A 26,922-nucleotide genomic window follows, 5' to 3' on the forward strand; every position below is an offset into this window, starting at 1 on the left:
TTACCCCTGATTCATGTAGCCGGTGTCGGCGTAGCGGGCGAAAAAAGTCCCGATTGACAGACTGTTCGATGACGCGGCGGAGACGTCGATCGCCATTTTCTGGAACACCAGCGGTGCCGCCCACGGAATGCTATAGACGTGAGGAATGCTGATATTCGTGTTCCACTGGCCTTGCCCCCATATAAAGCTGCCCCAGAGCGAACCGCGCACCGGCGTGACCACAAAGGTGGAACCGAGCGTCGACAGCTGGTCATCCAGTGCCGTGAGGTTGTAATTGACCGACGCGCCTGACGATGCGAGCTCAATCGTGGACTCGACGACCTGAACCTGTGCCATGTGCGCCGTTTTCGGAAACGACGACGAACGCAGGTGGCTGGTGATCTGCGCGCCAGCATCGTTATAGACGCTATTCGACGAAGGGATCGACGCGCTCGTAAACAGCGCGGCCCCCTGAGCAGCGCTGGACAGCAGAAATTGATTGCCGTACTGCGCGGCGCAGTCGTACGTGAACGTGTGCGGCCCCGTCCACCGCTTGCGCCGGATGTCGTACCAGTAGTCATTCGTCGCCGCCTGCCCCTGAACAAGCGTCGGTACGCATACGCGATAGACGTTGCCTGAAAACGCGGCGCTGATCCGGCTCGGCACAGTGGCATTCTGAAAAGGCACCTGCAGATCGGCGGGATAATCAGTTCCCGGACGGCTCGACAGTGGAACCAACGTGCCAAGGAAATTCAGGATATACGGGGCGTCCTGTCCAGCGAAAAAGATTCCGAACGGTCCTTGCACAACGCTACGCGGTGCGATGCACCCGGTCGTGAGCGAAATGTAGTTCAGTGCAAGATTGCTGGTCGCTGTGTCGCCCGTGATCTGCCATACCTGCGAACCCTTGAATGCAACGAGTGCGCCGATCACACCGGCGGAAACCGTCTGTACTGGAAGGCCTGAAAACACCGTGATCGGCGTTGTATCCCCAAGCGTTACCGACTGGCTCGCATTCGTTCGCGTGGTTGGCACCAGCACATCGCTGTAATAGGCTACGTTGCCGACTGCGAAGTACGCGCGGTTATTGAAGTTCGCTACCGCCGCTGGCACCGCCGGAAGAGGATTTGTCGCGAGATTCGCCGCGCTCCATGCGGGCGCGGCAGGGTTGCTGATGTCGATCACGCCGAAGAAGTTTGACCCGACGCCGGAAAAACCCGGATGCGTGACGATTATCTTCGTGCTGACAACGGCCATGGTAGGCGGTGTCCACGGGCCGCTTGTTGCAGGCGATGCAGGCGTGTTCGCCGCCGTAACGCCGCTGATGGTGATAAAGCTGTTCGACGCGATGTTATACGCAAAAGGTTCATCCTGCCCGGTGTTACGCCCACTCGAGACCATTCCATAGGCAATCGTCCCGATGACGAGAAACACCGAAACAAAGGTCGGGGTCGTGAAACTGGAGAAGGTCGTATCAGCGGTCCCTACGCCCGGTCGAGAAACAACGATCTCGGGATTGCCTTGATCGAAAACGAGATTGGAGAGCAGCTGGCACGCGCCTGCGAACGCATCAGTCGAATCGTATGCATCGCACAGGCCTTTCGGCGTGAAGCGGACAGGCTTGCCATTGCGAATTGCCATGGCCGCCTCCTAGTCCGTGATTTTCGTCGGCTTGAGCGTGCGGTTCGTATGAAAACGCCGCGGATCGAGACGTACAGATTTGACGACCTGCTGCTCGTCACCTTCCATGATGAGATGCGTACGCAGCATTGCTTCGCATTGAGCGCGCCAGGACTCCTGACGCGTGTCGTCCGACTCTCCCATCAGCTCGACAGCGGTCGCCTTGATCAGATACTGCTGGTCGGGAAACCATGGAATCACGGTCGACGTTTCAGGCGTCTGGATATCCGGCTGCTTGACCATGTACCGATGCGTCAGCGAGATCTGTCCCGATGACTGCGGGTAGATGAAAAGCTGCCCCGCCGAGCTGTTGGCCTGTGCTGTCGTTTCATCGTACAGCAGGGTCATGAACTCGTACGGGTAGTTCGCAATGGAAGGATCCTTGAATTCCTGATCCCACTCTTCCGGCGAGATGGGGTAGAGAAAGTACGGCAGGTTGTTCTGCAGGAAGAACAGGTCGTACGTGCGCAGATAATTCAAAGGCAACGTGAACGGGCCATAATTGTTCGCCTGCACAACGACCTGTTCGACGGTCCGATTGATCTTCAGATCACGATGGAGCCACAGGTCCTCCAGGACCATGTTCAGATAGATACCGCCCTGCTGCGTGAAGCCGGGGCATTTGGCGATGGCGCATGCGCGCGCCACAATCTGTTGGGCCTGGAGGTATGCCACATCAACCTGCCTTGCGAACTTCCGCGATCCGCGCTTGTGCCTTGGCGAGCTCTTCTTCGATCTTCTTGATCTGGATCGGGTAGTTCTTGACGTTGGCCTGTTCCTGACTCGGCAGCGATTTCGGTGCTTTTTTCTGGCGCTCGAGCAGATCGGCATACGCGCGCTCGAGATCGAGTTTCGCGGTTTCCATCATGCGCACTTTTTCTTCGAGAACCGGGATCTCGAGAATGTGCTGCTGGCGGATCAGCGCTTCGCGGCACACGTCCATACGGTCATCGAGTGACGCACGCGATTCGTCGCCGTAGATATAACCACTCACCGAAAGCTGCGCACCATTCGGTGCAGGCAGCGTAAGCGAAAAGTTACCGATGACAGCATTGGTCGCAGCCGTAGCTTCCTGGGAGGCTTGCGTATTTTCGGACATGATTTTCCTTATTGATATGCCCAATTGGGCGCTGCGCCACCGCCGAGAACCTTGTTCTGGGCCTTGCGGTAGGGATCGAACTTGTTACCGTTGATGTCGTTCTCGTGAATCCACGTACGCGCGACGATCTCCTTCACCGTGCGCAACGTGTCCGTATCGAACTTGTACGTCTCGCCGTGCATATACGGCTTGCCATTCATCAGCACCTGCACGCCACCGCACGGCGCAAGGTCGATGCGATACCACCACAGGTCTTTGCCGTCTTCGGTCTTGCCCGCGAAACGCTCGATAACGCTGCTCGTGAGCAGCGCGTTCTGCGCCTGCGCGGACAGACGCGCCGATTCTTCTTCGGCAAGATTCTTGGCCGCGGTCGACTTTTCGAGAGCAGCTTCGAGCGACTTGATCCGCTCGCGCAACTGTTCGGGCGTTTCTTGCGGCGTCTCGTCGCCGATCAACTCGGCGGCGGCCTGGTCTTTCAGTTCGGACGGGGTGCGCGGGGGCATTAATCAGCTCCTTACGGCGTCGTGATCGTGCCGCCCTGATAACCCGGCGCGAATGCTGAGCCGCATTCCACGCGAGCCAGGAAGGCCGAATTCAGCAGGATCGAGCCGTAGAAAACCTTCCACGACACGACACGGGTTTGATTCAGCGGGTCCGACTTGTCGGCGCCGGTCAGATAATGGAACTCGGGGTTTTCGAGCAGCACCTGACCGTAGCTGTGGTTGCCGATGAAGATCGTCGGGAACACCGACACGCCATTCGCGGGCGCGGCCGGCGGCGTCTGCGTCACGCCGATGCCGGTGAGCGTCACGGTCTGGCCCGGCTGCAGCTGCGTGGCCTGGCCGGCGAGCACGCCGGTAACAGGCACGCCCGTACCGATGGCCGTCGCGAGGTTCGAGGGGTTCGCGGTCGTTCCGATGTACACGTTGAAAACGTAGTTCGGGAACGACGGGAGAGTGACCGAGATCGACCCTGTCGGGCCCGTCACGCTCATCGAGCTGGAGACCTGGTAGATCGTCTGCTCGACTGACGTCAGCGCCGGCGATGCCGTGACCTGGATGTAGTACGTGCCCGTCGCGAGCTGGCCGCCCGACGTCGAAGCCGTACCGTTGATCTGCGGGCCGCCCGTCCAGTACGGCATCATGTTCGTTTCGACGTAGCGCACGCCACCGAACGCGCCGAGCTCGTTGTTGTAGAGCCGATTCACGTCGCTGTACGCCCACGCCTGCTGCACCGACGAGTTCTCGCGCATGTCCTGCGCCGAGAGCGGGTGAATCAGTGCGACGTAGTGCTGCGCGACAGCCGGCGAGCGCGACGGATCGCGATACGCGCCCGCTTCGATCATCATGTCTTCGCGCTCGTCACCGTTGAAACGGGGCACACCGTACGTGAGCATCGAGCCGAAGATGCGATTCGATTCGTGCGGCGACATAACGTCGGACGCGACGATTGAGGCGCGGTTCGCAACGCCCTGCGAGTAGTTCACCTGCGGCGCGGAGAGCAGCGTGTTGAGCGTATTGCGCTCGAGCGTTTCCGGAAGCTGCAGGGCGACAAGCTCGCACGCCTGCTGGAAGAGCGGGTGCTTGATCGTGAGGTTCGCGACGTCGGTAATGATCACGCGATCGCCCCACTGCTGCGCGGTGGCCGAAACCTGCTGCAGCGTCATTGCTTCACCCGGAGGCGCAACACCTTCCTGCAGCGGAGCGTACGGCAAGGGCAGGCGCTGGTAGCGCGACGCGGTGTAGGTCGTGCCGCGATTCGTGTCGAGCTTGAGCGGCTTGCCGAACTGGTACGCGACCAGCTGGCGGCGTGCGAGCGGCTCAACTTCTTCCTGAATGTACGCTTCAACGTCGGCCGTGAAGCTCGACGATTGATTCGTCACCCCCGGGCACACCAGACCCAGCAAAAGGGCCAATTTGGTCGAGATGATCATGTTTTCCTCTTCTGCTGGTCAAATCTGCACGTTCTCAAGCCGCGAACGCAGCTTGTCGCGATCTGTAGCGCCGCGGCCGCGCGTGGGCACATCGGCGCGAGCATTCGCTCCCGGCGAACGGCCGCGCGGCACGTCAGCGGCGGGAGCTTTGGCACGGGCTTTCGCCTTGAGCTTGCCTTCGGCGATGTCCTTGCCGAGCATGTAGAAATAAACGGCCTCGCGCGAGGCATTGCGCCCTTGCGCGCGTTCAGCCTGCACGGCTTCCTCGACGCGATCGGCGTAGCGCGCGCGGCGGGGGTCACTCGTGGCGCCCGCCTGGAATTGCGTGCGATCGGCCATGTCCTGCGCCTGGAACATCGCGCGGCGTGCTTCCTGCTGGGTTGCACGCAGCGTGCGATTCGCCTGGATCTGCCAGCGTTCCATGTCGCTGGTATCGGGGCTGCGCAGGCGCTCTTCTTCGCGATCGAATTCGGGATCGGCTACCGGCGTGGCGGGCGCGCGACTGTGGTCGACTGCGCGGCCGCGGCGTTCGACTTCAGCTTCCAGACGAGCCAGGCGATCAGCATCAGTGCCGCGAGACGCCGAAGCGGGAGGGGTGTCATCGACGAAATCGATTTCCAGATCGTCGAGGTCTCCGCCGGGATCGCCGCCACCAGCATCACCAGATGCGGCGGGATCGCCGCCACCATCTGCAGGATCGGAAGGGGGATCTCCACCGTCGTCGACGCCAGGAAAAAGCAGGCCGAGAAGTCGCTTGAGAAGTGCGCTCATATCGCCTCGATCAGGATTGCGTGCCGGTGCCAACCGACTGAATCGTTGCCGTCGTCGCGCCGGTGATCGTGACGATGAAGTCGCGCCACGTGTTCTGCGCAACCGATTGCGTGCCGTTGAGGGTCCAGCCGGTGTTCGTGGTGAGCGTCCAGGCGAACGCGCCGGACGAACTGTTGATCACGCGCAGCTGGAAACTGAGGCCAACCGGTGCGTTCTGCACCACCGTCGGCAGCTGCGCGATCAATGATGCGACGGTAGGCAACTGCGCGTTCGCAGCGGCAGTGAGTGTGCCGGTCAGATTCAGGAAGTTTTGCGCGGCACCAGCGACCTGCGCCGGCGCGAGCGTGAACCCCGCCGTGTTCGTGGCCGCGTTGTAGCCGGTTTCCTGAAACGGATTCATGCCCAGAATCGCGTTGCTCAAGCCGATCTGATCGGGCATGGCGCCGTTGTCGGGGATGTTCGGTTGATTACCGGCGCCGACTGCGGGGAACAGCGCGACGATCAATGCGGCGAGTCGATTTTTACGCACAATGCTCTCCTGAGGATTGCGAGATTTGTACAAATATTTCCTGACCCGGACAATCGTTACGGCGCAATAGCTGTTTCGTAGTACGACTGCACCACCATTGCCGTAGCCGGTCCGCTCGCGTAGAAAAGCCGCTTTGTCCCTGCAGCGATGACGTTGGTACCTACGAATGTCGTGGCGGAATCGCCCTCGAGTGTGAGCGGGTACGGGGTGGGGTTCGCGACGCTGAACGCCCATGACGCGCTCTCCGTGCCCAGCGTTGGGTAATACGCTGCCATGTTCGCAGCCCCCGGGAACTGATCCGTAGTAGCTGCGGTGAGCCCGGTTCGAATGAAATCACCGCTGCCCAGATCGCTTGCCTGAATCGAGTAAGCGCCGGCCTGATCGATAAGATTGGGTGCAACGAAGCTCATCACGTTCTCCCGTTAGCTGAATTCCCAGACGATCACGAGCCCGGCAGAGCCGGCGCTCCCCGCATACGGTCCGCTGCTTGCATTCACGACGACGCCCCCGCCGCCTGCGCCGAAACCAGTTGCCGCAGCAGGGTTGGCATTGATTTTTGACTGTGCACCGGCGCCGTAGATAGAACTGCCGCCAACTCCATACACAGCGTAGTTCGTCGCATTTCCGTAATTTGTCGAAGTCGCGTTCTGTCCCGACACATTGACGATCGTTCCGCCACTGGCCGCCCCGCCAGCGCCCCCGGTCTGATTGGCCGGCCCGGCACCGGCCGTTGCGACGCCGAGACCACCGCCACCACCGGACGCTGTGAGCGTGCCAAAAGACGTACTGCCGCCCGTGCCACCACTTGTTCCCGAAGTTGTGCCCGCGGTGCCTGCAGTGCCGATCGTTACCGTGACGCCACTGAACCCGCTAGTCAGCCTGCTGACGATATAACCGCCCGCACCCCCGCACTGGCTGGCGGATCCCTGACTCGCGCCCATCGCAACGATCCCACCGCCGCCACCGCCCGCGCCGAGCACCTCCACGATTACGCTGTTCGTGCCGGTATCGGGCGTGTAAGTGCCGCTTGCCGTGAACACCTGAACGCCGATGAGCCGCCCCGGGAATCCGGTAAGCGTGCCGGTGGCGCTCAGATTCGTGAACGACCCCGCTGCGGGTGTTGTGCCGCCAATCGCAGGTGGGGAAGCCAGATACGATGAGAAGCCAGCACCGCTTACCGTGCTGCTGGCGGAAAGAGTGGTAGCGCCGATAGCACTGCTGGTGACGGTACCGCCGGTAATAGCAGCACCGGAGATGCTCGGCGCGGTTCCAAACACCAGAGATCCGCTGCCGGTCTCATCCGAAATCACGCTGGCGAGTTGGGCCGATGTAGTCGCGGCAAACTGCGCAAGCGTCCCCGTCGTCAGCGCGAAAGAACCTGCGCACGTGAAACCAGTGCCGCTTGCGTATTGAAGCGCACTACCGGCGGTGTTGCAGCTCGGTATGGCGACGGCGGTGGGCGACGCACTGGCCGCCGTGACGTTCGCAACGACCGTATTTGCAGCCTGTGCAGCGAGGTTTGTGAGGCCCACCTTTCCCGTCGCGGTAAAGGTGCCAACGACCGTCAGGTTGTTGTAGGTGGGTGATGGATAGCTCTGCCCGAATGCAATCGAGCAGAACAGCAGAATCGGAAAAAGGATCAGTTTTTTCATGATTGGGCCAGAGTTCCGCCGTTATTCCAGAGCACGCCAGCCTGCGCCGGCAATGTGGTGGGGAGACTGTTGAACCACGCGAACATTGCGGCTGCGAACTGGGGACTCGCGCCGTTACCAAGCTCGTTAAGCGCAACTGTCGTCTGCTGCGCGAGCGAATTCACGGCCGCCTGAATCGTCTCCGGCGGCGCATCCTTGCCTTCTGCGCGTATAAACGGCGGGACAATCCGGAATGCATCAGCCATGAAGCGCCTCCAGTCGATCGCGCGCGCTGGGATAGCCCGGTCCGGCGGGCAACCCGATGCGCTTGGCCAGAAAGACCTGCATTCCGACGAGATGCCCCTCGCTCACCGCGTGCTGGTCTGCTTCGTACTCCTGCGCTTTGCACATCTGCAAAAATCCATCGAGATCACGTAGCGCGCGCAAGGTGATAACCCAGCTGAGACGCTTGAGCGCGTGACGCTTTGCGATGTGCCCGCGCTCGTGCGCAAGCACCGCTGCTTTCTCCTGCGGGGACAGAAAGCGGAAACCCGGGCCGGTACGGATCGTGCCCCACGGTGTGCAGCGCGCGATGAAATCTTTTTTCATCGTGGCGCCTGCATGGGGGATGCGAGCTGGTCCGGATGGATCATGCCGGGGGGGCCTTGCGGACGCGGCATGCCAGGCTGTGCGCCCTGTCGAGGAGTCCCCGCCACGCCCGGCCCTGCGCCGCCCGGGACGCCTGGTTGTCCCTGCGGCTTCGGCATCTGCGCCTGCGACTTCGCCTGCATTGCCTGCTGGTGCTGCTGGATATGCGCGCGGAACAGGCCGCCCGGGTCTCCGGTCATCTGCGCACCCGCAAGATGTGCCTGAATGTGCCGGCGGTCGTCATCGGCCTGATGCACTTCGGCTGCGAGGCCGTTGTGCATCATGAGGTTTTCGTCTTCCGGCTCGACGTGGAACATGTTGCGTTCGTCGATCAGTACGCGCGGCGCGACCTCCGGTCCGAAAATCTGCTCCGTCCCGTATTCGAGGATCGGGCCGATGTTCAAACGCCGCCCGTCGAGCTGTTGCGGTGGGATGCCGCGCAGCACGTTCATCCACGCGATCATCTGCTGCATGCGCTGGAGATTCTGCTGGTACGACGTGCCGCACCAGCGGAAGAAATAGCGCTCACCAAAGGCCTGCACAGGGATCGTCTGCAGGTTGGCGCGTACGCCCACTTCGCCGAGGATTTCGACGGTCAGCTCTTCGGTACGGAACTGCCGGTCAAGTTCGAACATCCATTCGAGCAGCGGATTGAGCATCACCTCTTCGTAACGCTCGGCGTGATCGATGATGTTCGATTCCTGCGCCTGCGCCATGGCGGCCATCTGCGCCTGGTTTTTGCGGCCCTGTGGCGCCTTGCCGAGCATGGCGTCGTTCACGTCCATCGACTCGTTGATCTGCGCTTTCAGGTTCTCGCACAGCGGGATGGCGTCCTTGTAGATCGCCGGGAAGTTCGCGAATTTCGTCTTGTTCGGATCGGTGAGCCACACCGCGGCGAGCCCCACCACCATCGACTGATAGTTCGGGTTCGATACCGGGTCGACCATCGTGATCGGCAGCAGGCTGTATTGCGCCGAATCCTGCCCCATGTTCCAGAAGTCGTTCAGGTTCCACTGCAGGAACTTGACCGGTTCGATCATTGAGACGCCGAAGGCGGAACCCTGGATGCGCTCGATCGGCGCGGACAGAATGGGCCGCTTACCAGACCAAAATGGATTGCGGATAATGCCAAGAATTTCATCCTGACCTGCGTAATAGACGAAACACGGCTCCTTGCCGTTGCCGAGGTCAAGATTCGTGTGGACTTCATAGATCAACGCGTATTTGTAGGTGCCTTCGGTGCGCACACCCGCGTCGCCGGTACGCTTTTTCGGTGCGACGTACTTCTCCCGGCCCTTGCTCGGCTGCGCCATGCGCTCGATGATGTCCTTCGCCGTGTGTCCGACGAATACCCCTTCCTCGACGAACTGCTCGAGCATGTCCTGCGACATGCGCAGCTTGATCGCGGTCGCGGTCGCTTTCTGGATATCGTTGCAGGTCGGCGGATACACCGCCAGATCTTCCGTGGCGAACGGCACGACGTCCGGGCCTTCCTCGGTGACTTCCTTCTGCTCTTTTTCCCAGTCCCAGTCCTCGTCATCGGCCGTGACGTCTTCGACCTCGCCGCCCAGCTCGTGGTCTTCGAGAATCGGTGGTTTCTTGACGAGCTCGGTAATGCGCCGGTAAGTGCGCGTCCAGTCGATGTACAGGTTCCACTGCCCCGTCACGTCACCCGCGAGCAGATCCGCGCGCACCACGTCTTTCAGGTTCGCACTGCGGATGTAATGCTCGAGCAGGCTGATCTGAGCGAACGGAATGTTGCCGTCCGGGCCAACCGCGCCGACGTGCTTGTGATTGACGGGAAAGAGCTGCTTGAGCGTGCGCTTCATGCGCGCCTTGATGGCATTGCGCACAGCGGGGATATAGCACTGCGAGTTGCCCGAGTATTGCTGGTTTTCATCGGGCTGCGCATTGAAGATGGACCAGTATTCCTCGCAACGGTCCATCTGCTCCTGCTTGTTCTCGAAGCATTTGGCGATCTTCGTGTAGAGCTTTCCGGCCTCGATGTAGGCCTCGGACTCGGGCTGGTCGGCCCAGTTTTCGAGCTCGTCGCCAGAGCGCTCAGCGTCGATGGCCCGCGCGTCTACCACTTCGACAGCGGGCTTTTTCTCTTCGTTTTTCGCTTTTTTAGCGCGGGCCATGTGCTCAGCCGATCACCTTGCCCCGGAGCTTGCGCTCGAGCGAGGTGCCCGTGTTGCGGTCGCGCGGCGTGCGCGCGGGCCGGTCATCGGGTTCGGACCAGTACGGCGTGCGGCCACCGAAAAACTCACGCACGTCGCGCGATTCCGAACGCGTGCCCTTGAACTCGCTGCGCTTCTTCACGATCACAGCCCCTCGCGGCGCATCTTCTCGCGCATCGGGCCGCCCTGAATCTTTTCAGGCACACGCTCGGCCTTGCCGTACGCGCCACCCTGCTGCTTGCTCTGGTAGAACCCCGTGGGGTTCTGCGACGGCGCTTTCGGCGTGATTTTTCGATCGATTGCCATGCTCATCTCCGTGGCAGTGTGGTCAGGTAGCTCGCCCCTTGCGGGTTCTGCGCGGTATGCATCGCCGGGAGGGTGTCATTGCGCTGCGAGCTGATCACCCAGGCCGCCGCTTCGACGCCCTCCATGAGGGTGCGATGCGGACCAGTCTCGGGAAGGCTATCTTTATTTCCTGAGCGGTTCACCGGGAAGTTGTAGCCCCCGGCCAGCGCGTTCAGGGTGTGCGTGGCGGCCGAATCCACGAGCAGCAGCCGGCGCCCGCGCGCCTCCGTGCGCATAGCAGGAGAGAGCGCCCCGCGCGCGACGTTCACGTACGCCCCGCGCATCGGCGCGAGCTTCGCCGCGCGCAGCGCCGTGACCACCGGCATGCGCTCCTGCTGGTCGAGCACGTCGGCGGGAAGCCACGCCGTCACCCGCGCTCGAGGAAACGCTGCGCGCGTGAGCTGCGCGATATCAGGCACCGCCTGCGCGGGCGGCACGGGCGAAATCCAGTCCGCGACAACGACCATGCGCTCACCCTCGATGCACAGCAGCGCGGCGGTCGTCTCCGCCCCATTGGCATTGAACGCCAGCGCCATCGCGTGCTGCTGGCTCGGCTCGTACCCGTCCACAAGGTTCCACTGCCCGAACTCCTCGTACACCGGCGTGCCCGCGAACACGCGCTGGAAATACGCGAGCGCGTTCAGGATGTCGCGCTTTCCCGAGGGGAAATTCAGGATCTCGGCCACGAGCTGCGGATGCGCGCCGCGCCCCCCGACGAGCACCACGTCGCCCGCCTGGAAAAACGGCTGCATACCCATGATGAACTGCACCTTGTCCCGGTCCTGCGGCGCGCTCAGCGGTTTGAGCGCGAGCGACACGCCCCGGCGCAGCATCTCCGCGCGCATCGGCTGCAGCAACCACTCGTCGAGCGAATTTTTCTCGATCGCCACCATCGCGTTGCCGTGGCGCGCCGACGTCACGAACATGTCCTCGATGATCTGATCCGGTTTCCAGTACTCGCCCGAGGACTGATGCACGAGAATCTTCGTCCCCAGACGGCTCACCACTACGCGCCCCGTGCGGTCGCTCTTTTTCACGTCGACCGTGCGCGCGGGGTCTGCAATCACGATCTTCGGCAACCACGGCGCCGGATCCACGGCACATTCCCGCACGTGTTCTTCGCCGAACGGTTTGTCCTGCGAGCCGATTGCCATGAGCATGTATTCCTGCAGGAACCCGCGCAGCTGCCCGGCGCGCTCGGCCTCGTCGCGTTTTCTGCGGATCCACTCCATCGGATACCGTTCCGGCCATGTCGCCTTCGTCGCCGGGTCGTCGATGTCGCCATCGCAGATCGGGTACCGCCGGCAGGTCCAGTCCGGATTTCCGCGCAGGCGCGTGATCATGCAGTCTTCGGCCAGTGGCGTGCCCGTGATGCGGATCTTGCCCTTGACCTTGTCCATCGCCGGCATCAGCTCGAGGTAGAGCTTTTTCATCGACGCGTCCACGGCCGCTTTGTCCTTCACGCGCTCCTTGTTCTCGATATCGTCGAGATACGCACGGTCCGGCCGCAGGTCGTGCCACTTGAACCCGCGCAACTCCTCCTCCCACCCGTGCGCCTCGAGCAGCACGCCGTTGGCAAGCTCCATCTGGTTTTCGTTCCACACGCGCCCGGCCTGCTTCAACGCTCCGAACAGGCTCGCGAGCCGCATGTTGCGCGTCGCTTCGAACTTGATCGCCTCGAGCCTCTGGCACGCCTTCGTGTACGTCTCGCCGATGATGATGCAGTAGCCAAAGTTGCCGAAAGCCGCTTCCAGCAGCAGGAACTCCTCCGACAGCGTAGACTTGCCGCCCTCGCGGAACATCTCGATTTCCACGAACTCATCGCTGCTTCGCCACAGATCCATGATCTCGACATGGCACGTGGGCGATGTTTGCGGGTGGCGGTGTGGAAACATCATCGCCGCGCCGAGCGCGCGGTCATCGGAGATCGATTTCAGGAGCGAAGCGTTGGTGAAGGCCATGTTCTCGAATCCGTAAAAATTTGCATGAGTGTTTTTTCGGCTCGCGGATTGGTGAGTGGGTCTGCAACTTTGTTCACCCCGTCCGTGGGGCCCGAGGGTGGTCCCAGAGTTGCGAATCATTCTCAACAACCGGTCAAAATGCTGATAAATACCATTATGTTAAATTGCACTGCAGCGCACCAACTCAATTAAATCAATGACTTAGGACGCGACTGTGAGTCTGTATGCATCCGCTTGCTGTTTGTGCAGCGCACAAACACTCCGTTTGAAATCTTATCGAAAGGTAGATTCGACGTCTGAAAGGCGTGCTCGTGGATGTTTTTCCGGCGCAGTGGCCACCTGATTGCTCCACCATTCCGGCCCACGAAGGTAGCCACCTGAGAGCCTCACTCTCGCGTGCGCACATACGCACGACATTCCGGACACAACCACACGCCCCGGCTGCGCGTGAGCGCCATAAGCGGCACGCTGTACTCGCGCCCGCACCTCGGGCACCGCACCGTCTGCGGCCTCATGCGCATCCCCTGATCATCGAATCCACCACCCGCGACAAGGCAGGAAGTGGCGCCCCCACGTCGACCGGGCGCACAGGCTGCTCCGTCCTCTGTCTCGCCGTGCGCTCGTAGAGCGCCGGATACCGGCCCGACATCCCGGCGCGATCGCACTCATCCCCTTCCCGGCGCCGCACATACCCTTCGGCCACCAGCAGCTGCAGGCATTTGCACACCGCCCCGATCGTGAGCCCCGTCACTCCGGCCAGCTTCGCCTGCTTGCTCTTCCCCTCGCGCTCAAGCGCGGCCAGCACCCGGCAACACCCCGAATCCGGCCGTCCAAGCTCCTTTCCGATTTCCATTTTCCCTACCCCTGAATGTGCAAAACGTTGCGCGTTCAGGCTCATGCAGATATTTTCAAGTTGGTAAATTTTTACGTACTCCTATCCTTCCGTCTCACATCCGGGGCGTCTCAATGTCTCATGCCTATAGGCATTTGAGACATTTGAGACGCTACCCCGGTGTTTGTCTCAAGTCTCAGATGTCGTCTGAGACATTCTGAGACGCTGAGACACGTGCCTTACCATCGAACACGTCAAAAATTTCAAGTTTGTTAGCACCGGAAATCCACCGCCGAACATTGAATCGAGCCTGCCGTCCGGCGTCAGGTTGTCCCTGCAGCGCACGATCGATGATGGCTTCGATCTCAACCCAGCCATCGTCAGTAAACTCGGCAAGCTCCGTATAGGCGTCAACCGCACGCGCCGCTGCTGCGCTGCGCGGGCGCTGCGCCACTTCTGCCGGGCGCTCGTCGCTCGGCACCGCCACCGCCGAGTAAGCCGTCTCGCCGTCGGCGTCCACGCCCACTTCGACCGAAGACAGGGTGAAACCGAATTCGGTTCCATCAATGTCATCCTTGGCCTTCGTGACCTTCACGCAGCGCCATTGCGTCTCGAGGTGGCGCGTAACGGACAGTTCGAAGTCCGCCGCCGCGCGCAGGGTGGACGAGCCGCGCACGCCACGTTCGGCGTCCTTGCCCGCGTGGGCCACGACGATGACCATGCAGGCCGTGGCGCGGCCCAGTGCGTGGCAGTTCTCGATCACCTGACTCATGTCCTTCGCCGAGTTCTCTTCAACGCCCGGGATCGAGCGCGACAGGGTGTCGATGATGACCACGCCGTGACCGCCCAGCGCGTTGATGTCCTCGGCCGCCTTGACCCATCCGTTTTTCGCATACAGGTTCACGCCGCGCTCGCGGCTATAGAACGGCGCGGTGGCTTCGACGCCGTAATGCATCGCATACGCGCGGGCGCGTTTGCGCACGCCCAGCGCCCCTTCGGCGGCCACATAGAAGACGGTGCGCTGGCGCGTTTTGCGACCCCGCCAGCTGCGGCCCAGCGCCAGATGAAAGCCCAGATCGATCGCGATGAAGGACTTGCCCGCGCCCGGGGCGCCGAAGATGATGCCGAACGCGGCGTCGGGCACCACGCCCTTGATCAGATCCGGCTTGATGGCTTCGTTCGACCGGGTCAGGACCAGCTCGAACGAGTTCTCGCGCGCGGCGGTCGCTTCCGGCTCGAGCGGGTCGAACTCATCGTCCATCGGTTCTTCGAATCCGTACTCGCGCGCCAGATGCAGGATCGAGCGCGCGGTGACAGGCGGGCGGGTTTCGTCGGACGTCTTGCCGATGTGCGGCCAGACGCGCGCGTCGAGGAAATCCGGGTTGTACTTGCCTGAGCGCGCCGAGAAGGCATGCGCGAGCGCGTGGCCGTCGTCTGACCCCTGCGTCGCATGGTGAATCCCGAAGATCACATTGCGCCAGGCGTCGTAGTCGAGCTCGTGCGGGCCGGAATTCGGGATCGCGTCGAGTGCGAGTTTCAGGGTTTCAAGACCGACAGGAACGTCGGTGACGGGCGCGGCGCGTTCTTCCGGCACGACCACCGGTACCGCCGCGCTCGCCGCCCACTCCATCTGGGCGGCGTACTCACGCGGCATGTCATCGAGCTCGAAAGCGTCGAGCGGCACGGACTGCCCCGCCAGCGGCAGCACGAACATGTTGCCGTAGCCGTCGGCAGGCACGCTGTCCTGCTTCGGGAAAATCTCGACCTGCCCGGCCGCCAGCCCTTTCGTGCCGGCAGCAAGCTCGCAGCGCAACAGCAGCTCGCGCAGGCACGCGCGCACGCTGTGGGCGTCCTGCGGCGCGTCCCACAGGAAATAGACGTGGATACCGGCGCCGCCCGAGGAGCGGAACGGCAAAGGGCGCAGGCCCATCGTTTCCGCTGCCGCGCAGACAGCCGTGGCCGCCGCGCGCATTGCGTCCCAGTCCAGGGTGCGGGCGTGGTCGTCGAAATCCAGACAGGCTATGCGGGTAGTCGACGAGCCCGGCGCGATCTGCGCGCAACCGTAGTACGGGCCGCCATTCAGGTGATGGGCCATGCGCTCGCGCGTAAGGGGATCGCGCAGGTGGGAAAGCTTCCCGTTGCGCTTGACCCAGCAGTGCGACGTGACCACGCGGGAAAAAATCGGCGCGAGTGCGCCGATCAGGATGTCGTTCGTCATGGCGGGGTCAGCTCGTGAGCGGTTCCTGCTGGGCTTGCGGGCGGCGCACTCGCGGCTTGCGGCCTTCCATCAGATCCGCGGACGTCACCATCGGCAGGCGTCCTTTCGACCTGCGACGCAACGTCTCACACCCGTCAGCCAGGCGCTGCGCCAGCGCTGTGCGCGGCACGCGCCGGTACCGCGCGGATTCGTCAGCAGCGATGTGGTACAGGTACATTCGGGAAGTGCCGGCAAGCCGCGCCAGCTCTGTCTGTTCGGCCGCCGTTGCCGCGGCCATCCACTGCTTAAACGCGTTCATGGGTGTCTCTGCACTGTTTGCGTGTCACGCATATTAGCATTTGCGTTTGTTAAAGCAACGTCAAAATCGGGGCGTGTTTCTTAGAAGTGGTCTAAATGCTAAACTCCAGCCCATTGATAATTCACGCAATTCTGATTGCAGAAGGTCATGGCAATAGATCGATTGGGAACCCTCGCGGTGCTAGTGGAAAAGCTCGGCGGCCCGAGCAAGGCCGCGCGTCTGTTCGGCTACAGCGCGCCTTCATTTCTGTCGCAAATGCTTAAAGGCGACAGACCTGTAACCGAGAAGACTGCACGCCGGATGGAGCGCATGATCGGGTTACCGATCGGGTGGCTCGATGAGAACTGGGAATCACCGGAAGCGCTCCAGAAAGATCTGTCAGAGCGCAACACGATCGACGACGTACGTGCGTTCTTTGACGACGACAAGCTGCCGCCAGGTGTTACGTTTGCGGACTATCACGAAAGCCTGAAAGCGGCACGGGACGAGGAATACAGCGAACCGGAGGACTGGCCGGAGTATGGCCGGAAAGTGCCGTTGCGCCTTCCGTCGGGCCGCATACTGCCACGGCGGCTCACACCAGGAGAGGCAGAACTGGGCCCCATCGGTCTGCGCATAGGTTTCAACACGACGGGTAAAAGTGGTGCCGTGCTGAATGTCCTTCGATGGACGGAAGCAGCTGCTTCAATTGTCAAGGAACAACTCGACACGCACGAAGACCTGCACATCGTTGACGACAAGGCTGCGCTGCTCGTACAAACGATCGCTGACCTGCTGATGGCGACCGAAGGCAGCATCGACCGGAAGGTCATCCGCAACATCATCCGGCTGGCTGGAGAGATACGCAGCTCAAGCTAAACCCCCGTCGCCAAAAGAAAAGCCGCCTTCGGGCGGCTTTTTTGTTGCACGCAAATTTTCGCAAAAAGTAAAATCCGCTTGACAGAGCCGAATCTGATTGCTTAAATCCAGTCGCAGTTCAACGCATTTGCGTTTAACCCAATCTGGAGTCAGCCATGTCGAGCGAAAAGCCTGTCGAGGCCTTCAAAGGTTTCGACAAGAACCTGCAGTGCCGCGGTTATCAATACGAGATCGGCAAGTCCTACGAGCATACCGGCCGCGTCAAAGCTTGCGCCGGTGGTTTCCACGCCTGCGAAAACCCGCTCGACATCTGGGGTTACTACCCCGTCCACAATTCCCGCTTCGCCAAGGTCACGCTATCCGGCGCGCTGAGCCGCGATGGTAGCGACAGCAAGATCGCGGCCGCTCGCATTTCCATCGATGCCGAGATCGGCATCCCCGGCGTCGTCAACGCCGCCGTGCAATACATGCTCGGTCTGGTCAAGGAAGCACTCGCCACACCGTCGAAAGTTGAAGGCCCTGCCGAGAGTGACGAAGGCGGCAACTCCGCGCGGATCGGCTCGAGCGGCTACTCCGCGCAGATCGGCTCGAGCGGCAATTCCGCGCGGATCGGCTCGAGCGGCAACTCCGCGCGGATCGGCTCGAGCGGCGACTCCGCGCGGATCGGCTCGAGCGGCAACTCCGCGCAGATCGGCTCGAGCGGCTACTCCGCGCAGATCGGCTCGAGCGGCGACTCCGCGCGGATCGGCTCGAGCGGCAACTCCGCGCAGATCGGCTCGAGCGGCTACTCCGCGCGGATCGGCTCGAGCGGCAACTCCGCGCAGATCGGCTCGAGCGGCTACTACGCGCAGATCGGCTCGAGCGGCTACTCCGCGCGGATCGGCTCGAGCGGCAACTCCGCGCAGATCGGCTCGAGCGGCTACTCCGCGCAGATCGGCTCGAGCGGCAACTCCGCGCAGATCGGCTCGAGCGGCTACTCCGCGCGGATCGGCTCGAGCGGCAACTACGCGCAGATCGGCTCGAGCGGCGACTCCGCGCGGATCGGCTCGAGCGGCTACTCCGCGCAGATCGGCTCGAGCGGCAATTCCGCGCGGATCGGCTCGAGCGGCAACTCCGCGCGGATCGGCTCGAGCGGCAACTCCGCGCGGATCGGCTCGAGCGGCGACTCCGCGCGGATCGGCTCGAGCGGCGACTACGCGCAGATCGGCTCGAGCGGCTACTCCGCGCAGATCGACGCCACAGGCAAAGACGCTGTGATTGCGTGTGCGGGCTTTAACTCGTCGGCCAAGGCCGGTGAGAATGGTGCGCTCTGTCTGCCGTGGCGTGACGCCGAAGGCCGCGCACGTTTCGCCGTCGGCTATGTTGGCGAAAACCTCAAACCCAATACGTGGTATCGCGTCGACGATGCCGGCCAGTTCGTCGCTTTTTCTTGCGACGAATGATTTAGCAGTCCTCAACGGAGAACAAGATGAGTCTCGAGCAAGCACTGGCCGACAACACGGCCGCGATGAAGGAATTGACAGCGGCGCTGCTGTCGGCCGGCACGTTGCAGAACGCACAGGCCATGACGTCGCCCGGTGTGCAGGCAGTCGTGCGCGCGCAGAAGGAAGCCGACGCAAAAAACACGGATGGCGCTGCAGCTGCGGCGCCTGCCGAAGAAGTCGTGAACGCATCGAAGCCGTCTGGCAAACCGTCGAAACCGACTGGCAACGAGCCCTCGCCCGAGCCGGAAGTCGATCTCCAGCCGTGGGCGGCAGCGACTGCTGAGGTCTACGGCGAGCTGAAAGACGCGGATGCCACCGCCGACAACGTCAAAAAGGCGATCCTCGCGATCAACGCAAAAATCGGCCGCCCGCAGGCCGAAGCGGTGCTCGCGCGTTTCGGCGTGCAGGCAGTCACCAGCAAGGGCGACAAGCGCGGTCTCGATCTCGATCAGTACCCGGCGTTCCTCGTGCTCTGCCTGGACGTGCTTTCGGGCCGCGTCGATGCCACGCTCGCGATTCCGGAGGCAGCATGAACGCGCCGACGGCGCTGGTCGAGGAGCGCGAGCACGCCCTGCTCGCGCCGTCGGCCGCGCACACCTGGATTCTCTGCCCCGCTTCGATTGCTGCATCGATCGATCAGCCGGACGAGAGCAGCGAATACGCTGACGAGGGCACCGCCGCGCACACGCTCATGGCGTGGTGCCTGCAGGGTAAATCGGACGCGATCGACTACGTCGGACACATCATCGAGGTCGGCGAGCGGAAATTCGTTGTCGATCACGAGATGGCCGACTTCGTGCAGTTGTACGTCGACCGAGTGCGCGAGCGCGTCGAAGCGCTGCAACTGGCCGGCGCTTCGGTCGAGATGCTGATCGAGCAGCGTCTGTCGATCGAACATATCACGGGCGAGCCCGGTGCGAAGGGCACCAGCGACACCGTGCTGATCGCGACGTGGCCGGATGGCCGCGCCGAGCAGGAAGTGTGGGATCTGAAGTTCGGGCGCGGCGTGGAAGTGCTGGCCGAATGGAACCCGCAAGGGCTCGTCTACGCGGGTGCGGCCTACGAAGAACACAGCACGTTCGTCGACTTCCAGCGCGTGCGCATCGTGATCCATCAGCCGCGCGTGAACCCCGACCCGAACGAATGGGAACTGGTGCCTTCGCAGCTCGTGCAATGGATCGACACGGTCGCGCGCCCCGCTGCCGAGCATGCGCGCGGCCTCATCGGCCAGAAACTCGCAGCCGCCGATTTCAACCCGGGTGAGAAGCAATGCCGTTTCTGCAAGGCGAAGGCCGTGTGCCCGGCGCTCGCGCGTCACGTTGAGCACATGCTCGGCGCGGACTTCGAATCGCTCGACCTCACCCCCGAGCAGCGAGGACCGCTCTCGCTGGATCTGCTCGATAACGCTGCACTCGGGGTGATCTATCCTGTTCTCCCGCTTATCGAGCAATGGGGTAAGGCCGTGCTCGCGCGCATTGAGATCGAGCTGCATGCCGGGCGCGAAGTGCCGGGCACGAAGCTCGTGCAGGGCCGCCGCGGTGCGCGTCAGTGGGAAAGCTCGGACGACGCCGAGAAGCTGCTCAAGGGCATGCGTCTGAAAAACGACCAGATGTACAACTTCAAGCTCATCAGCCCCACCCAGGCCGAGAAGCTCCTGAAAGCGGAGTCGCCGCGGCGCTGGAAGAAGGTCGAAGCCCTCATCACGCAGCGCGACGGCGCGCCGTCCGTTGCATCGGAGTCCGACAAGCGGCCTGCGCTGGTCATTTCGCCGCCTGAGGACGATTTCGAGGCAGTCACGGACGACGATGGAGGCGACCTGACATGAACCACGTATCCCAGCATCTCCCGGCAGATGCCATTGCGGCGCTCACCCTGGCCGCAGCCGAAGCGAAGAAGATCGCGGACCCGGCCATGCGCGCCGCCCGTATCGACCTCGCGATCTACTACGTTCGCACTACGCATCCCCAATATTTCAAGGAGTAAGTGGTCATGCCAATCGTAAAACTCGAGAACGTTCGTCTGTCGTTCCCCGATCTCTTCGAAGCAGTCCAGTACGAAGGCAAGGGCCCGTTCAGCTACCGCGCGGCGTTCCTGCAGCCCGAAGATCAGCCGGTGCTGGTCCAGCAGGACGACAAGACGTGGAAGAAGTCGACGATGTCGAAAGTGCTGCTCGCGGCCGCCACTGAACAGTGGAAGGGCAAGGCTCAGACCGTGCTGGACTCGATCCGCAACAACACCCAGAAGTGCTGCTGGTACGACGGCACGATCAAGGACTACGACGGCTACGAAGGCAACTACGTCCTGTCGGCCACGCGCGGTCAGGAAAAAGGCCGCCCGGTGATCAAGGACCGCGATGCGACGCCGCTGGAATCGAGTGACGGCAAGCCGTACGCAGGCTGCTACGTGCACGCCACGGTCGAGATCTGGCCGCAGGACAACAAGTGGGGCAAAGGCATGCGCGCGACGTTGCGCGGCGTCCAGTTCGTGAAGGACGGCGATGCGTTCAGCGCGGGCACCCCGCTCTCGGATGACGAGTTCAGCGAAATCGCTGCGCCCGACACCGAGGACGACATCGCCTGAGATAGTCATGGAAACGTTGACCGAGCCCCGTTATGTGATCGTCGGCCCGTGCCGTACCGGATTTATCTGGCGCGACACACAGACGGGGCTCTATCCGGTTTTTGCGTCGGGTGTCGATCCGAATAGCGATCAGACTCCCCGACGCGCGGAGATCGATTACAAGGCCGGCTGGCACAGCCGATAAAGAACTCCACGGGGCGCCTTGATAGAGCCGCAGCCGGCACTGCGGCACACAGCCCTGAATTGCTAGCGCACGCCTCCCGTACGGCTTCAGCGGGCGTGCAGGTGCATAAACCGCAGGCGCTTAATTCATGCAGCGGAAATTCAGGGAATGCCGGATGTTAAGGACTACTGGAGACTGATCATGTTCTGGTTTTGGTTCTGGGTAGTCGTGATGTGCTTCTCACCCTCGATCGGCGCTGTCGCACTCGTGGCGATATCGCCGAGACCCGACATGCTCACAGCCATGTGTGGCACGTCGATGGGGCTCGTCGTCGCGACCTGCATTTTCTTTCTGGTGACGTGATGGCGCGCTCGCACATCCGCTGCAGCCGCGAGACGTGCAAGTTGCGTTACACGCTGCCGCGCCATCCCGACGAGTACGTGCGCCAGTGGAAGTGCGCAGGATGCGGCGGAACGAAATTTCGTGTGATCAAGCATTGGGACAAGGAACGTGGAAACACTCTCTGTAACTGCGGCGCTTACGCCCACTGGCAAGACGAGCACAGCGCTGGCCCTGCACCCCATCGTCGCGGCTCACGTGCGTGCTGGTTCGGAGCCGACGGCACGCCGCGCGCACCTGATGAATTCGGACGCGCAACTTACTCTTGCCCTCATGACGGGCTGGCACGATGGCCCGCTCTTTATTGTTCAGAAGAGACGCGCCCCGGTTATTCACGGTGGCACTTTGGGTGGCAAGCGTCGCAGACAACGCGAAGCGAGAGCGACGCCGAGCCGGCTCCCGCCTGAATTTCGCGCCGCTATCCGCGTGCTGTATGCGCAGGCTGCGCGTCTCACGCGCGAAACCGGTGAAATGCACGTCGTCGACCACATCGTGCCGCTCGACGGCAAGCTCGTCTGCGGCCTGCACGTGCACTGGAACATGCGCGTCGTCCACTGGCGCGAGAACGCGGTGAAGTCGTGGCACACGTGGCCGGATATGCCGTTCGAACAAATGGAGCTCCTGTGAAACTCTGGCTCGACACCGAAACGTTCTGCGAGAAGCCGCTGAAACACGGCACGCACGCCTACGCCGAAGGGGCCGAGGTGATGATCGTGACGTGGGCTGTCGATGACGGCGTGGTGGGCACGTGGGACCGCACGACGGGTGCGCCGATGCCGGATGAGCTCGACTTCGCCATCGACGAAGCCGATGAATACTGGTGGCAGAACGGCGGCATGTTCGATCGTCCCGTCCTGCTGCACGCCTTTCCGGAAATGTTTGAGCGCATGCCCGCCGAGCGCTGGTGCGACACGATGGTACAGGCGTATTCGCATTCCCTGCCCGGTTCGCTCGATCTGCTCTGCCAGATCTTCCGTATTCCGGTCGAGCAGGCCAAGCACAAGGAAGGATCGACGTACATCAACCTGTTCTGCAAGCCGCGGCCCGCGTACAGCGAGCTGCGACGCGCGACGCGCCTGACGCACCCCAAGGAGTGGGCCGGGTTCCTGGCCTACGCGGGCGGCGATATCACGGCCATGCGCGCGGTGCACGAGAAGATGCCGAAGTGGAATTACCCGAATCGCGCGGGTGAGCTCGGTCTGTGGCATCGCGATCAGCGGATCAACATGCGCGGCATCCAGATGGATCTGGACCTCGCGCGCGCAGCGGTCGACGCCACGGATCGCGCGAAGAAAGAGCTCAAGCAGCGCACGCAGGAGATCACCGACGGCGAAGTCCAGTCCGCCACGCAGCGCGACAGGATGCTCGAATACCTGCTCGCCGAGCACGGTATCGACCTGCCTGACCTGAAAAAGTCGACGCTCGAGCGTCGCATCGCCGATCCGGATCTGCCGGACGCGTTGCGCGAACTGCTGGTGATCCGCCTCGAAGCGACGATGACCAGCACGAGCAAGTACCAGACGCTGCTGCGCGGCGTGTCGAGCGACGGCCGTCTGCGCGGCACGCAGCAGTTCTGCGGCGCGAACCGCACCGGCCGCGTGGCGCACCGGCTGTTCCAGCCGGGCAACATGCCGCGTCCCGACGTCGGGCTCATGGCGCGCGAGCTGGGCGTCGAAAAATGCGGCAAGGCTGAAAAGCACCGCTACACCGAGATGGGGATCGACGCGCTCAAGTCGGGCTGCGCAGATCTGCTGTTCAGCAACGTGATGGGTCTGACCGCCAACGTCGTGCGCGGCACGATCGTCAGTGCTCCCGGCAAGCGCCTGGTGGTGTCCGACCTGTCGAACATCGAAGGCCGCGTCGCGGCGTGGCTGGCTGGCGAAACGTGGAAGTTGCAGGCATTCCGCGAATACGACGAAGGAACGGGCGTCGATCTGTACATCCAGGCGTATGCCCGGTCGTTCGGCGTGGACATCGACGGCGTGTCGCCCGAGCAGCGCCAGCTCGGCAAGGTGCAGGAGCTCGCACTGGCCTATGAGGGCGGCGTGGGTGCATTCGTCACGTTCACGATGACCTACAAGATGGAGCTCGACGACGTGCGCGCGGCGGTCACGGCAGCGCTCGGCACCGTCGATCCGGAGATCGTGCGCGACGCGCGCGGCATGTGGGATTGGGCCGTCAAGAAAAAGCGCACGCTCGGCCTGCCGCGCGACGTGTTCGTCGCCTGCGACATCCTCAAGCGCGGCTGGCGCCATGGCCACCCGGCCATCAGCAGCTACTGGCCCGAGCTGAAAGACGCTGCGATCGAGGCGATCTGCAACCCGGGGCGCACCGTGCGCGCGCGACGGATCGTCCTGCGGCGCGACGGCAACTGGCTGCGCGTGCAGCTGCCGAGCGGCCGCCAGCTCTGCTACATCGCCCCGCAGGTCGACGACGGCGGGCAGATCTCGTACATGGGAGTGAACCAGTACACCCGCAAGTGGCAGCGCGTGAAGACCTACGGCGGGAAGCTGTTCGAAAACCTGTGTCAGGCGGTCGCGCGCGACGTGCTGTTCTACAACATGCCGCGTGTCGAAGACGCGGGCTACGAGATCGTGCTCTCGATCCACGACGAGCTGCTCACCGAAGCACCGGACACCGACGACTACAACGACACCCACCTTTCGGAACTGATTTCCACGGTGCCCGACTGGGCCGAGGGCTTGCCTCTTTCTGCCGGCGGATTCACCGGCTACCGCTACCGCAAGGACTGACCATGAAACGCCTGATCAAACGAATCATTCTTCGGCACCAGCTCGCCAGCACCGCCGCGCAACTCGAAGCCATCACGCGCGAACGTGAGGATCTGGCGCGCCTCGAGCACCACCTGCTGGTGCGCGCCAATCTGCTGCGCGTGAAGCTCCTGTACCTTGACATCGAGGCGCGCTGCCATGCGTGAGTCCACCGTCGAGGCCTATTTCGTGGCCCGGGTTAAGGCGAGCGGCGGCGAGCAGCGCAAGCTGCAGTGGATCGGTCGCCGCCACGGGCCGGACCGGTTCGTGAAATACCTCGGCGTGCCCGTCGTACTGGTCGAGCTCAAACGGCCCGGCAAGACGCCGCGCGAGGGGCAGGAGCGCGAGATTGCGCGGCTGCGCGCGGTGGGCTGCGACGTGCGCGTGATCGATACGAAACAGGGCGTGGACAACTTCATCCGCGACATGACCGAGTGGAGGCAATATGACCCACGAACGCTATGAACAGGTCGAGCGTACCCTGCTCTACGTGCGCATCGGCGCGGCCTGCGCGATTGTCGCGGTGTTGATCGTCATGCGACTCAAGGGGCTGCTGTGAACGCACGCGCCCTCACCCTCAAGGAAGCCGCGGAGATGCTCGGCATCAGCTACGCCACGGCGTACGCGCACCGCCGCGAGCTGGGCTTTTTCCAGATCGGCTCCGTCTGGCGCATCTGGCCGGAAAAACTGATGGAAGCCACCGCGCAGTACAATCCGGGTCGACCGGCGCGGGGTGAACAGGAGAATCAATCATGTCCATCTATCGGCGCGAAGGATCTGACATCTGGTACGTCGATCTCCGCACGCCAGGCGGCAAGCGAATTAGACGCTCTACTGGCACAACCATCAGGAAAGAGGCGCAGGAATACCGCGACAAGTTGAAGCACGACCTGTGGCGGGTAGCAAAATTGGGGGAACGGGCATCGCGCACGTTTGACGAGGCGGCGCTGCGTTTCCTGCAGGAAAGCGTGGGCAATGCCGATTACGTCCACCGCGTGCTGCACGTGAAGCATTTCCGCGAGCAGTTCGCCGGGCGCAAACTCGAGAGCCTGACACGCGACGAGATCTTCGACGCGCTGCCGCAGGTGAGCCGCAAGTCGAAGCAGGTCACGCCGCTCGCGAACGGCACGCGCAATCTTTACCTCGGTACCCTGCGCGCGATGCTGAACAAGGCAGCGCACGAATGGGGCTGGATCGAGACCGCGCCGAAGCTGCCTAATCTGGCCGTAGCGAACAAGCGCGTGCGCTGGATCACGCGCGAGGAAGCGCAGCGGCTACTCTCGGCAATCCGCACGGAGTGGATGCGCGACGTCGCGGTGTTCGGCTTAGCGACGGGCCTGCGGCAGGCAAACATTCTCGGTCTGGAGTGGTCGCAGGTCGATCTGGTGAAACGCCGTGCGTGGATCCACCCCGACCAGGCCAAGGCGCGCAAGCCCATCGGCGTGCCACTGAATACCGAGGCGGTCGAAGTCATCCGGCGCAACCTCGGCAGGCACAGCCGGTTCGTGTTCTCGCGCAAGGGCAAGGCGATCCCGAAATGGGATCTGGCGCAGTGGAACCGCGCCGTCGCGGTGGCCGGGCTCGAGCACTTCCGGTTCCACGACGTGCGGCACACGTGGGCAAGTTGGCACGTGCAGGGCGGTACGCCGCTGAACCGTCTGATGGAGATGGGCGGCTGGTCGAAGTATGAGATGGTGCTGCGTTATGCCCACCTCGCGCCCGACCATCTGGCACAGCACGCCGAAGCGGTCACAATCTGGGCACACCAAAGCGAAGAAGTCACAGCAGAACCCCGTCAAAGCCTTGTAGCATAAGGGTTTGCCGGATAGCAAGGAATGCGATAGTTCAGGAAGCCTACCTGAAATATCGCGACGAGCGGCCAGACAGAATCGAGGAACGGTTCAGTCGACGACGTGCGGCTGCCATGGTGCGGCACCACAAGGATCTGGGCGCGCAGCTTGTCCGGTCCGCGGGCCATCAGCGTACGCTCGGTGGCGGCTTCGATATCGGCGGCGAGCAAGGCGGTGACGGCGCCATCCGGCGCGGACGCGGCGTCGCGTGTTCCCGCCGTGGTCACGCGCAGCACGCAGCAATGCGCATTGGGTTTGCCCGCGAGCGGCCCCGCATCGGGCCAGAGCACCTCGAAGGTCACGCCGTCCCACTGCCAGCGCTGCCCGGCCGCGCACTGCACGCGCTCCGCCCCGCGCGACTGCGCTGTCGCCCACAACGGGTGCGCGGGCAGAATGCCCGCCACGAACTGTCTCACTCGCAGCGCTTCGAGCACGGCCTGAGCGCCGCCCGAGTGGTCGGAGTCGTCGTGGCTCACCATCAGCATGTCGAGGCGCGTCACGCCGTGCGTCTGCAGATAAGGAACGACGATCCGCTCGCCCGCGTGCGTGGATTCCGGACCCGGCCCGGCGTCGAACAGCAAGGTATGGCGCGCGGTCTCGATCAGCACGGAGGTGCCCTGCCCGATGTCCAGCGCGGTGAGCCGGAACGCGCCGTCGGGCGGCCCGCCCGGCGACGGCGCAAGCAGCGGCAGCCACGTGAACGGCGCGAGCCA

The 26,922-nt window shown here is 62.9% G+C and carries 32 protein-coding genes; 13 read left to right on the plus strand and 19 right to left on the minus strand.

Features of this window, described 5'->3' with window-relative positions:
- The 18 genes from G3N97_RS09955 to G3N97_RS10040 form a co-directional block, all read right to left on the minus strand.
- Nucleotides 1-1,620: a hypothetical protein gene (locus G3N97_RS09955; RefSeq protein WP_205993054.1), complete on the minus strand. Its 1,620-nt coding sequence runs from the start codon at nucleotides 1,618-1,620 to the stop codon at nucleotides 1-3.
- Nucleotides 1,621-1,629: 9 nt separating this feature from the next.
- Complete coding sequence (locus tag G3N97_RS09960) at nucleotides 1,630-2,334, minus strand: hypothetical protein (protein ID WP_205993055.1); 705 nt, start codon at nucleotides 2,332-2,334, stop codon at nucleotides 1,630-1,632.
- A 1-nt stretch (nucleotide 2,335) separates the two neighbouring features.
- Complete coding sequence (locus tag G3N97_RS09965) at nucleotides 2,336-2,758, minus strand: hypothetical protein (RefSeq protein ID WP_205993056.1); 423 nt, start codon at nucleotides 2,756-2,758, stop codon at nucleotides 2,336-2,338.
- Nucleotides 2,759-2,766: 8 nt separating this feature from the next.
- Nucleotides 2,767-3,261, minus strand: coding sequence for a hypothetical protein (locus G3N97_RS09970; protein WP_205993057.1), 495 nt, complete (start codon nucleotides 3,259-3,261; stop codon nucleotides 2,767-2,769).
- An 11-nt stretch (nucleotides 3,262-3,272) separates the two neighbouring features.
- Nucleotides 3,273-4,640 (minus strand): N4-gp56 family major capsid protein, encoded by a 1,368-nt coding sequence (locus G3N97_RS09975; protein ID WP_346778043.1) that lies wholly within the window; start codon nucleotides 4,638-4,640, stop codon nucleotides 3,273-3,275.
- A gap of 69 nt (nucleotides 4,641-4,709) precedes the next feature.
- Nucleotides 4,710-5,462, minus strand: a complete 753-nt coding sequence (locus tag G3N97_RS09980) for a hypothetical protein (protein WP_205993058.1) — start codon at nucleotides 5,460-5,462, stop codon at nucleotides 4,710-4,712.
- A 10-nt stretch (nucleotides 5,463-5,472) separates the two neighbouring features.
- The gene (locus tag G3N97_RS09985; protein ID WP_205993059.1) at nucleotides 5,473-5,991 is read right to left on the minus strand and encodes a hypothetical protein; all 519 of its coding nucleotides are present in this window, start codon (nucleotides 5,989-5,991) and stop codon (nucleotides 5,473-5,475) included.
- Between the two features lie 56 nt (nucleotides 5,992-6,047).
- Complete coding sequence (locus G3N97_RS09990; RefSeq protein WP_205993060.1) at nucleotides 6,048-6,401, minus strand: hypothetical protein; 354 nt, start codon at nucleotides 6,399-6,401, stop codon at nucleotides 6,048-6,050.
- Between the two features lie 12 nt (nucleotides 6,402-6,413).
- Entirely contained in the window at nucleotides 6,414-7,643 is a 1,230-nt protein-coding gene (locus G3N97_RS09995; protein ID WP_205993061.1) for a hypothetical protein, read from the minus strand.
- Nucleotides 7,640-7,888 (minus strand): hypothetical protein, encoded by a 249-nt coding sequence (locus G3N97_RS10000; RefSeq protein ID WP_205993062.1) that lies wholly within the window; start codon nucleotides 7,886-7,888, stop codon nucleotides 7,640-7,642. Before G3N97_RS10000 ends, G3N97_RS09995 begins: the two co-directional genes overlap by 4 nt.
- Nucleotides 7,881-8,231, minus strand: coding sequence for a M48 family metalloprotease (locus G3N97_RS10005; protein ID WP_205993063.1), 351 nt, complete (start codon nucleotides 8,229-8,231; stop codon nucleotides 7,881-7,883). Before G3N97_RS10005 ends, G3N97_RS10000 begins: the two co-directional genes overlap by 8 nt.
- Nucleotides 8,228-10,411 (minus strand): hypothetical protein, encoded by a 2,184-nt coding sequence (locus G3N97_RS10010; protein WP_205993064.1) that lies wholly within the window; start codon nucleotides 10,409-10,411, stop codon nucleotides 8,228-8,230. The genes G3N97_RS10005 and G3N97_RS10010 overlap by 4 nt, the downstream gene beginning before the upstream one ends.
- Nucleotides 10,412-10,415: 4 nt before the next feature.
- Nucleotides 10,416-10,592: a hypothetical protein gene (locus G3N97_RS10015; RefSeq protein ID WP_205993065.1), complete on the minus strand. Its 177-nt coding sequence runs from the start codon at nucleotides 10,590-10,592 to the stop codon at nucleotides 10,416-10,418.
- A 2-nt stretch (nucleotides 10,593-10,594) separates the two neighbouring features.
- Complete coding sequence (locus G3N97_RS10020) at nucleotides 10,595-10,756, minus strand: hypothetical protein (protein ID WP_205993066.1); 162 nt, start codon at nucleotides 10,754-10,756, stop codon at nucleotides 10,595-10,597.
- Nucleotides 10,757-10,758: 2 nt separating this feature from the next.
- A complete protein-coding gene (locus tag G3N97_RS10025) occupies nucleotides 10,759-12,756 on the minus strand; it encodes a hypothetical protein (protein WP_205993067.1) in 1,998 nt (665 codons plus the stop codon).
- A gap of 511 nt (nucleotides 12,757-13,267) precedes the next feature.
- Nucleotides 13,268-13,654: a helix-turn-helix domain-containing protein gene (locus G3N97_RS10030; RefSeq protein ID WP_205993068.1), complete on the minus strand. Its 387-nt coding sequence runs from the start codon at nucleotides 13,652-13,654 to the stop codon at nucleotides 13,268-13,270.
- Between the two features lie 130 nt (nucleotides 13,655-13,784).
- Nucleotides 13,785-15,806: an AAA family ATPase gene (locus G3N97_RS10035; protein ID WP_205993069.1), complete on the minus strand. Its 2,022-nt coding sequence runs from the start codon at nucleotides 15,804-15,806 to the stop codon at nucleotides 13,785-13,787.
- 7 nt (nucleotides 15,807-15,813) lie between these two features.
- On the minus strand, nucleotides 15,814-16,104 hold the full coding sequence (locus G3N97_RS10040; RefSeq protein ID WP_205993070.1) for a hypothetical protein: 291 nt from the start codon (nucleotides 16,102-16,104) through the stop codon (nucleotides 15,814-15,816).
- Between the two features lie 183 nt (nucleotides 16,105-16,287).
- On the opposite strand from G3N97_RS10040, the gene G3N97_RS10045 reads away from it, so the two are divergent.
- The 13 genes from G3N97_RS10045 (at nucleotide 16,288) to G3N97_RS10100 (ending at nucleotide 26,173) form a co-directional block, all read left to right on the plus strand.
- The gene (locus G3N97_RS10045; RefSeq protein ID WP_205993071.1) at nucleotides 16,288-16,962 is read left to right on the plus strand and encodes a hypothetical protein; all 675 of its coding nucleotides are present in this window, start codon (nucleotides 16,288-16,290) and stop codon (nucleotides 16,960-16,962) included.
- A 155-nt stretch (nucleotides 16,963-17,117) separates the two neighbouring features.
- A complete protein-coding gene (locus G3N97_RS10050; protein WP_205993072.1) occupies nucleotides 17,118-18,404 on the plus strand; it encodes a hypothetical protein in 1,287 nt (428 codons plus the stop codon).
- Between the two features lie 26 nt (nucleotides 18,405-18,430).
- A complete protein-coding gene (locus tag G3N97_RS10055; protein WP_205993073.1) occupies nucleotides 18,431-18,979 on the plus strand; it encodes a hypothetical protein in 549 nt (182 codons plus the stop codon).
- The gene (locus G3N97_RS10060) at nucleotides 18,976-20,271 is read left to right on the plus strand and encodes a DUF2800 domain-containing protein (protein WP_205993074.1); all 1,296 of its coding nucleotides are present in this window, start codon (nucleotides 18,976-18,978) and stop codon (nucleotides 20,269-20,271) included. Before G3N97_RS10055 ends, G3N97_RS10060 begins: the two co-directional genes overlap by 4 nt.
- On the plus strand, nucleotides 20,268-20,429 hold the full coding sequence (locus G3N97_RS10065) for a hypothetical protein (protein WP_205993075.1): 162 nt from the start codon (nucleotides 20,268-20,270) through the stop codon (nucleotides 20,427-20,429). The genes G3N97_RS10060 and G3N97_RS10065 overlap by 4 nt, the downstream gene beginning before the upstream one ends.
- A gap of 6 nt (nucleotides 20,430-20,435) precedes the next feature.
- Entirely contained in the window at nucleotides 20,436-21,026 is a 591-nt protein-coding gene (locus G3N97_RS10070; protein ID WP_205993076.1) for an ssDNA-binding protein, read from the plus strand.
- Nucleotides 21,027-21,033: 7 nt separating this feature from the next.
- Complete coding sequence (locus G3N97_RS10075; RefSeq protein ID WP_205993077.1) at nucleotides 21,034-21,210, plus strand: hypothetical protein; 177 nt, start codon at nucleotides 21,034-21,036, stop codon at nucleotides 21,208-21,210.
- 489 nt (nucleotides 21,211-21,699) lie between these two features.
- Nucleotides 21,700-22,215: a hypothetical protein gene (locus G3N97_RS10080; RefSeq protein ID WP_205993078.1), complete on the plus strand. Its 516-nt coding sequence runs from the start codon at nucleotides 21,700-21,702 to the stop codon at nucleotides 22,213-22,215.
- The gene (locus G3N97_RS10085; protein ID WP_205993079.1) at nucleotides 22,212-24,341 is read left to right on the plus strand and encodes a DNA polymerase I; all 2,130 of its coding nucleotides are present in this window, start codon (nucleotides 22,212-22,214) and stop codon (nucleotides 24,339-24,341) included. Before G3N97_RS10080 ends, G3N97_RS10085 begins: the two co-directional genes overlap by 4 nt.
- Before the next feature lie 2 nt (nucleotides 24,342-24,343).
- Nucleotides 24,344-24,526, plus strand: a complete 183-nt coding sequence (locus tag G3N97_RS10090) for a hypothetical protein (RefSeq protein ID WP_205993080.1) — start codon at nucleotides 24,344-24,346, stop codon at nucleotides 24,524-24,526.
- A complete protein-coding gene (locus G3N97_RS10095) occupies nucleotides 24,519-24,824 on the plus strand; it encodes a VRR-NUC domain-containing protein (protein WP_205993081.1) in 306 nt (101 codons plus the stop codon). Before G3N97_RS10090 ends, G3N97_RS10095 begins: the two co-directional genes overlap by 8 nt.
- Before the next feature lie 90 nt (nucleotides 24,825-24,914).
- Nucleotides 24,915-25,241, plus strand: coding sequence for a helix-turn-helix domain-containing protein (locus G3N97_RS39385; RefSeq protein WP_346778044.1), 327 nt, complete (start codon nucleotides 24,915-24,917; stop codon nucleotides 25,239-25,241).
- On the plus strand, nucleotides 25,238-26,173 hold the full coding sequence (locus G3N97_RS10100) for a site-specific integrase (protein ID WP_241030500.1): 936 nt from the start codon (nucleotides 25,238-25,240) through the stop codon (nucleotides 26,171-26,173). The genes G3N97_RS39385 and G3N97_RS10100 overlap by 4 nt, the downstream gene beginning before the upstream one ends.
- On the opposite strand, the gene G3N97_RS10105 is transcribed toward G3N97_RS10100, so the two are convergent.
- Nucleotides 26,155-26,922: MBL fold metallo-hydrolase (locus G3N97_RS10105; protein WP_205993083.1), on the minus strand; the 768-nt coding region annotated here is incomplete at its 5' end. The genes G3N97_RS10100 and G3N97_RS10105 overlap by 19 nt on opposite strands.

The organism is Paraburkholderia sp. Ac-20347 (assembly GCF_017104805.1).
Lineage (GTDB): Bacteria > Pseudomonadota > Gammaproteobacteria > Burkholderiales > Burkholderiaceae > Paraburkholderia > Paraburkholderia tropica.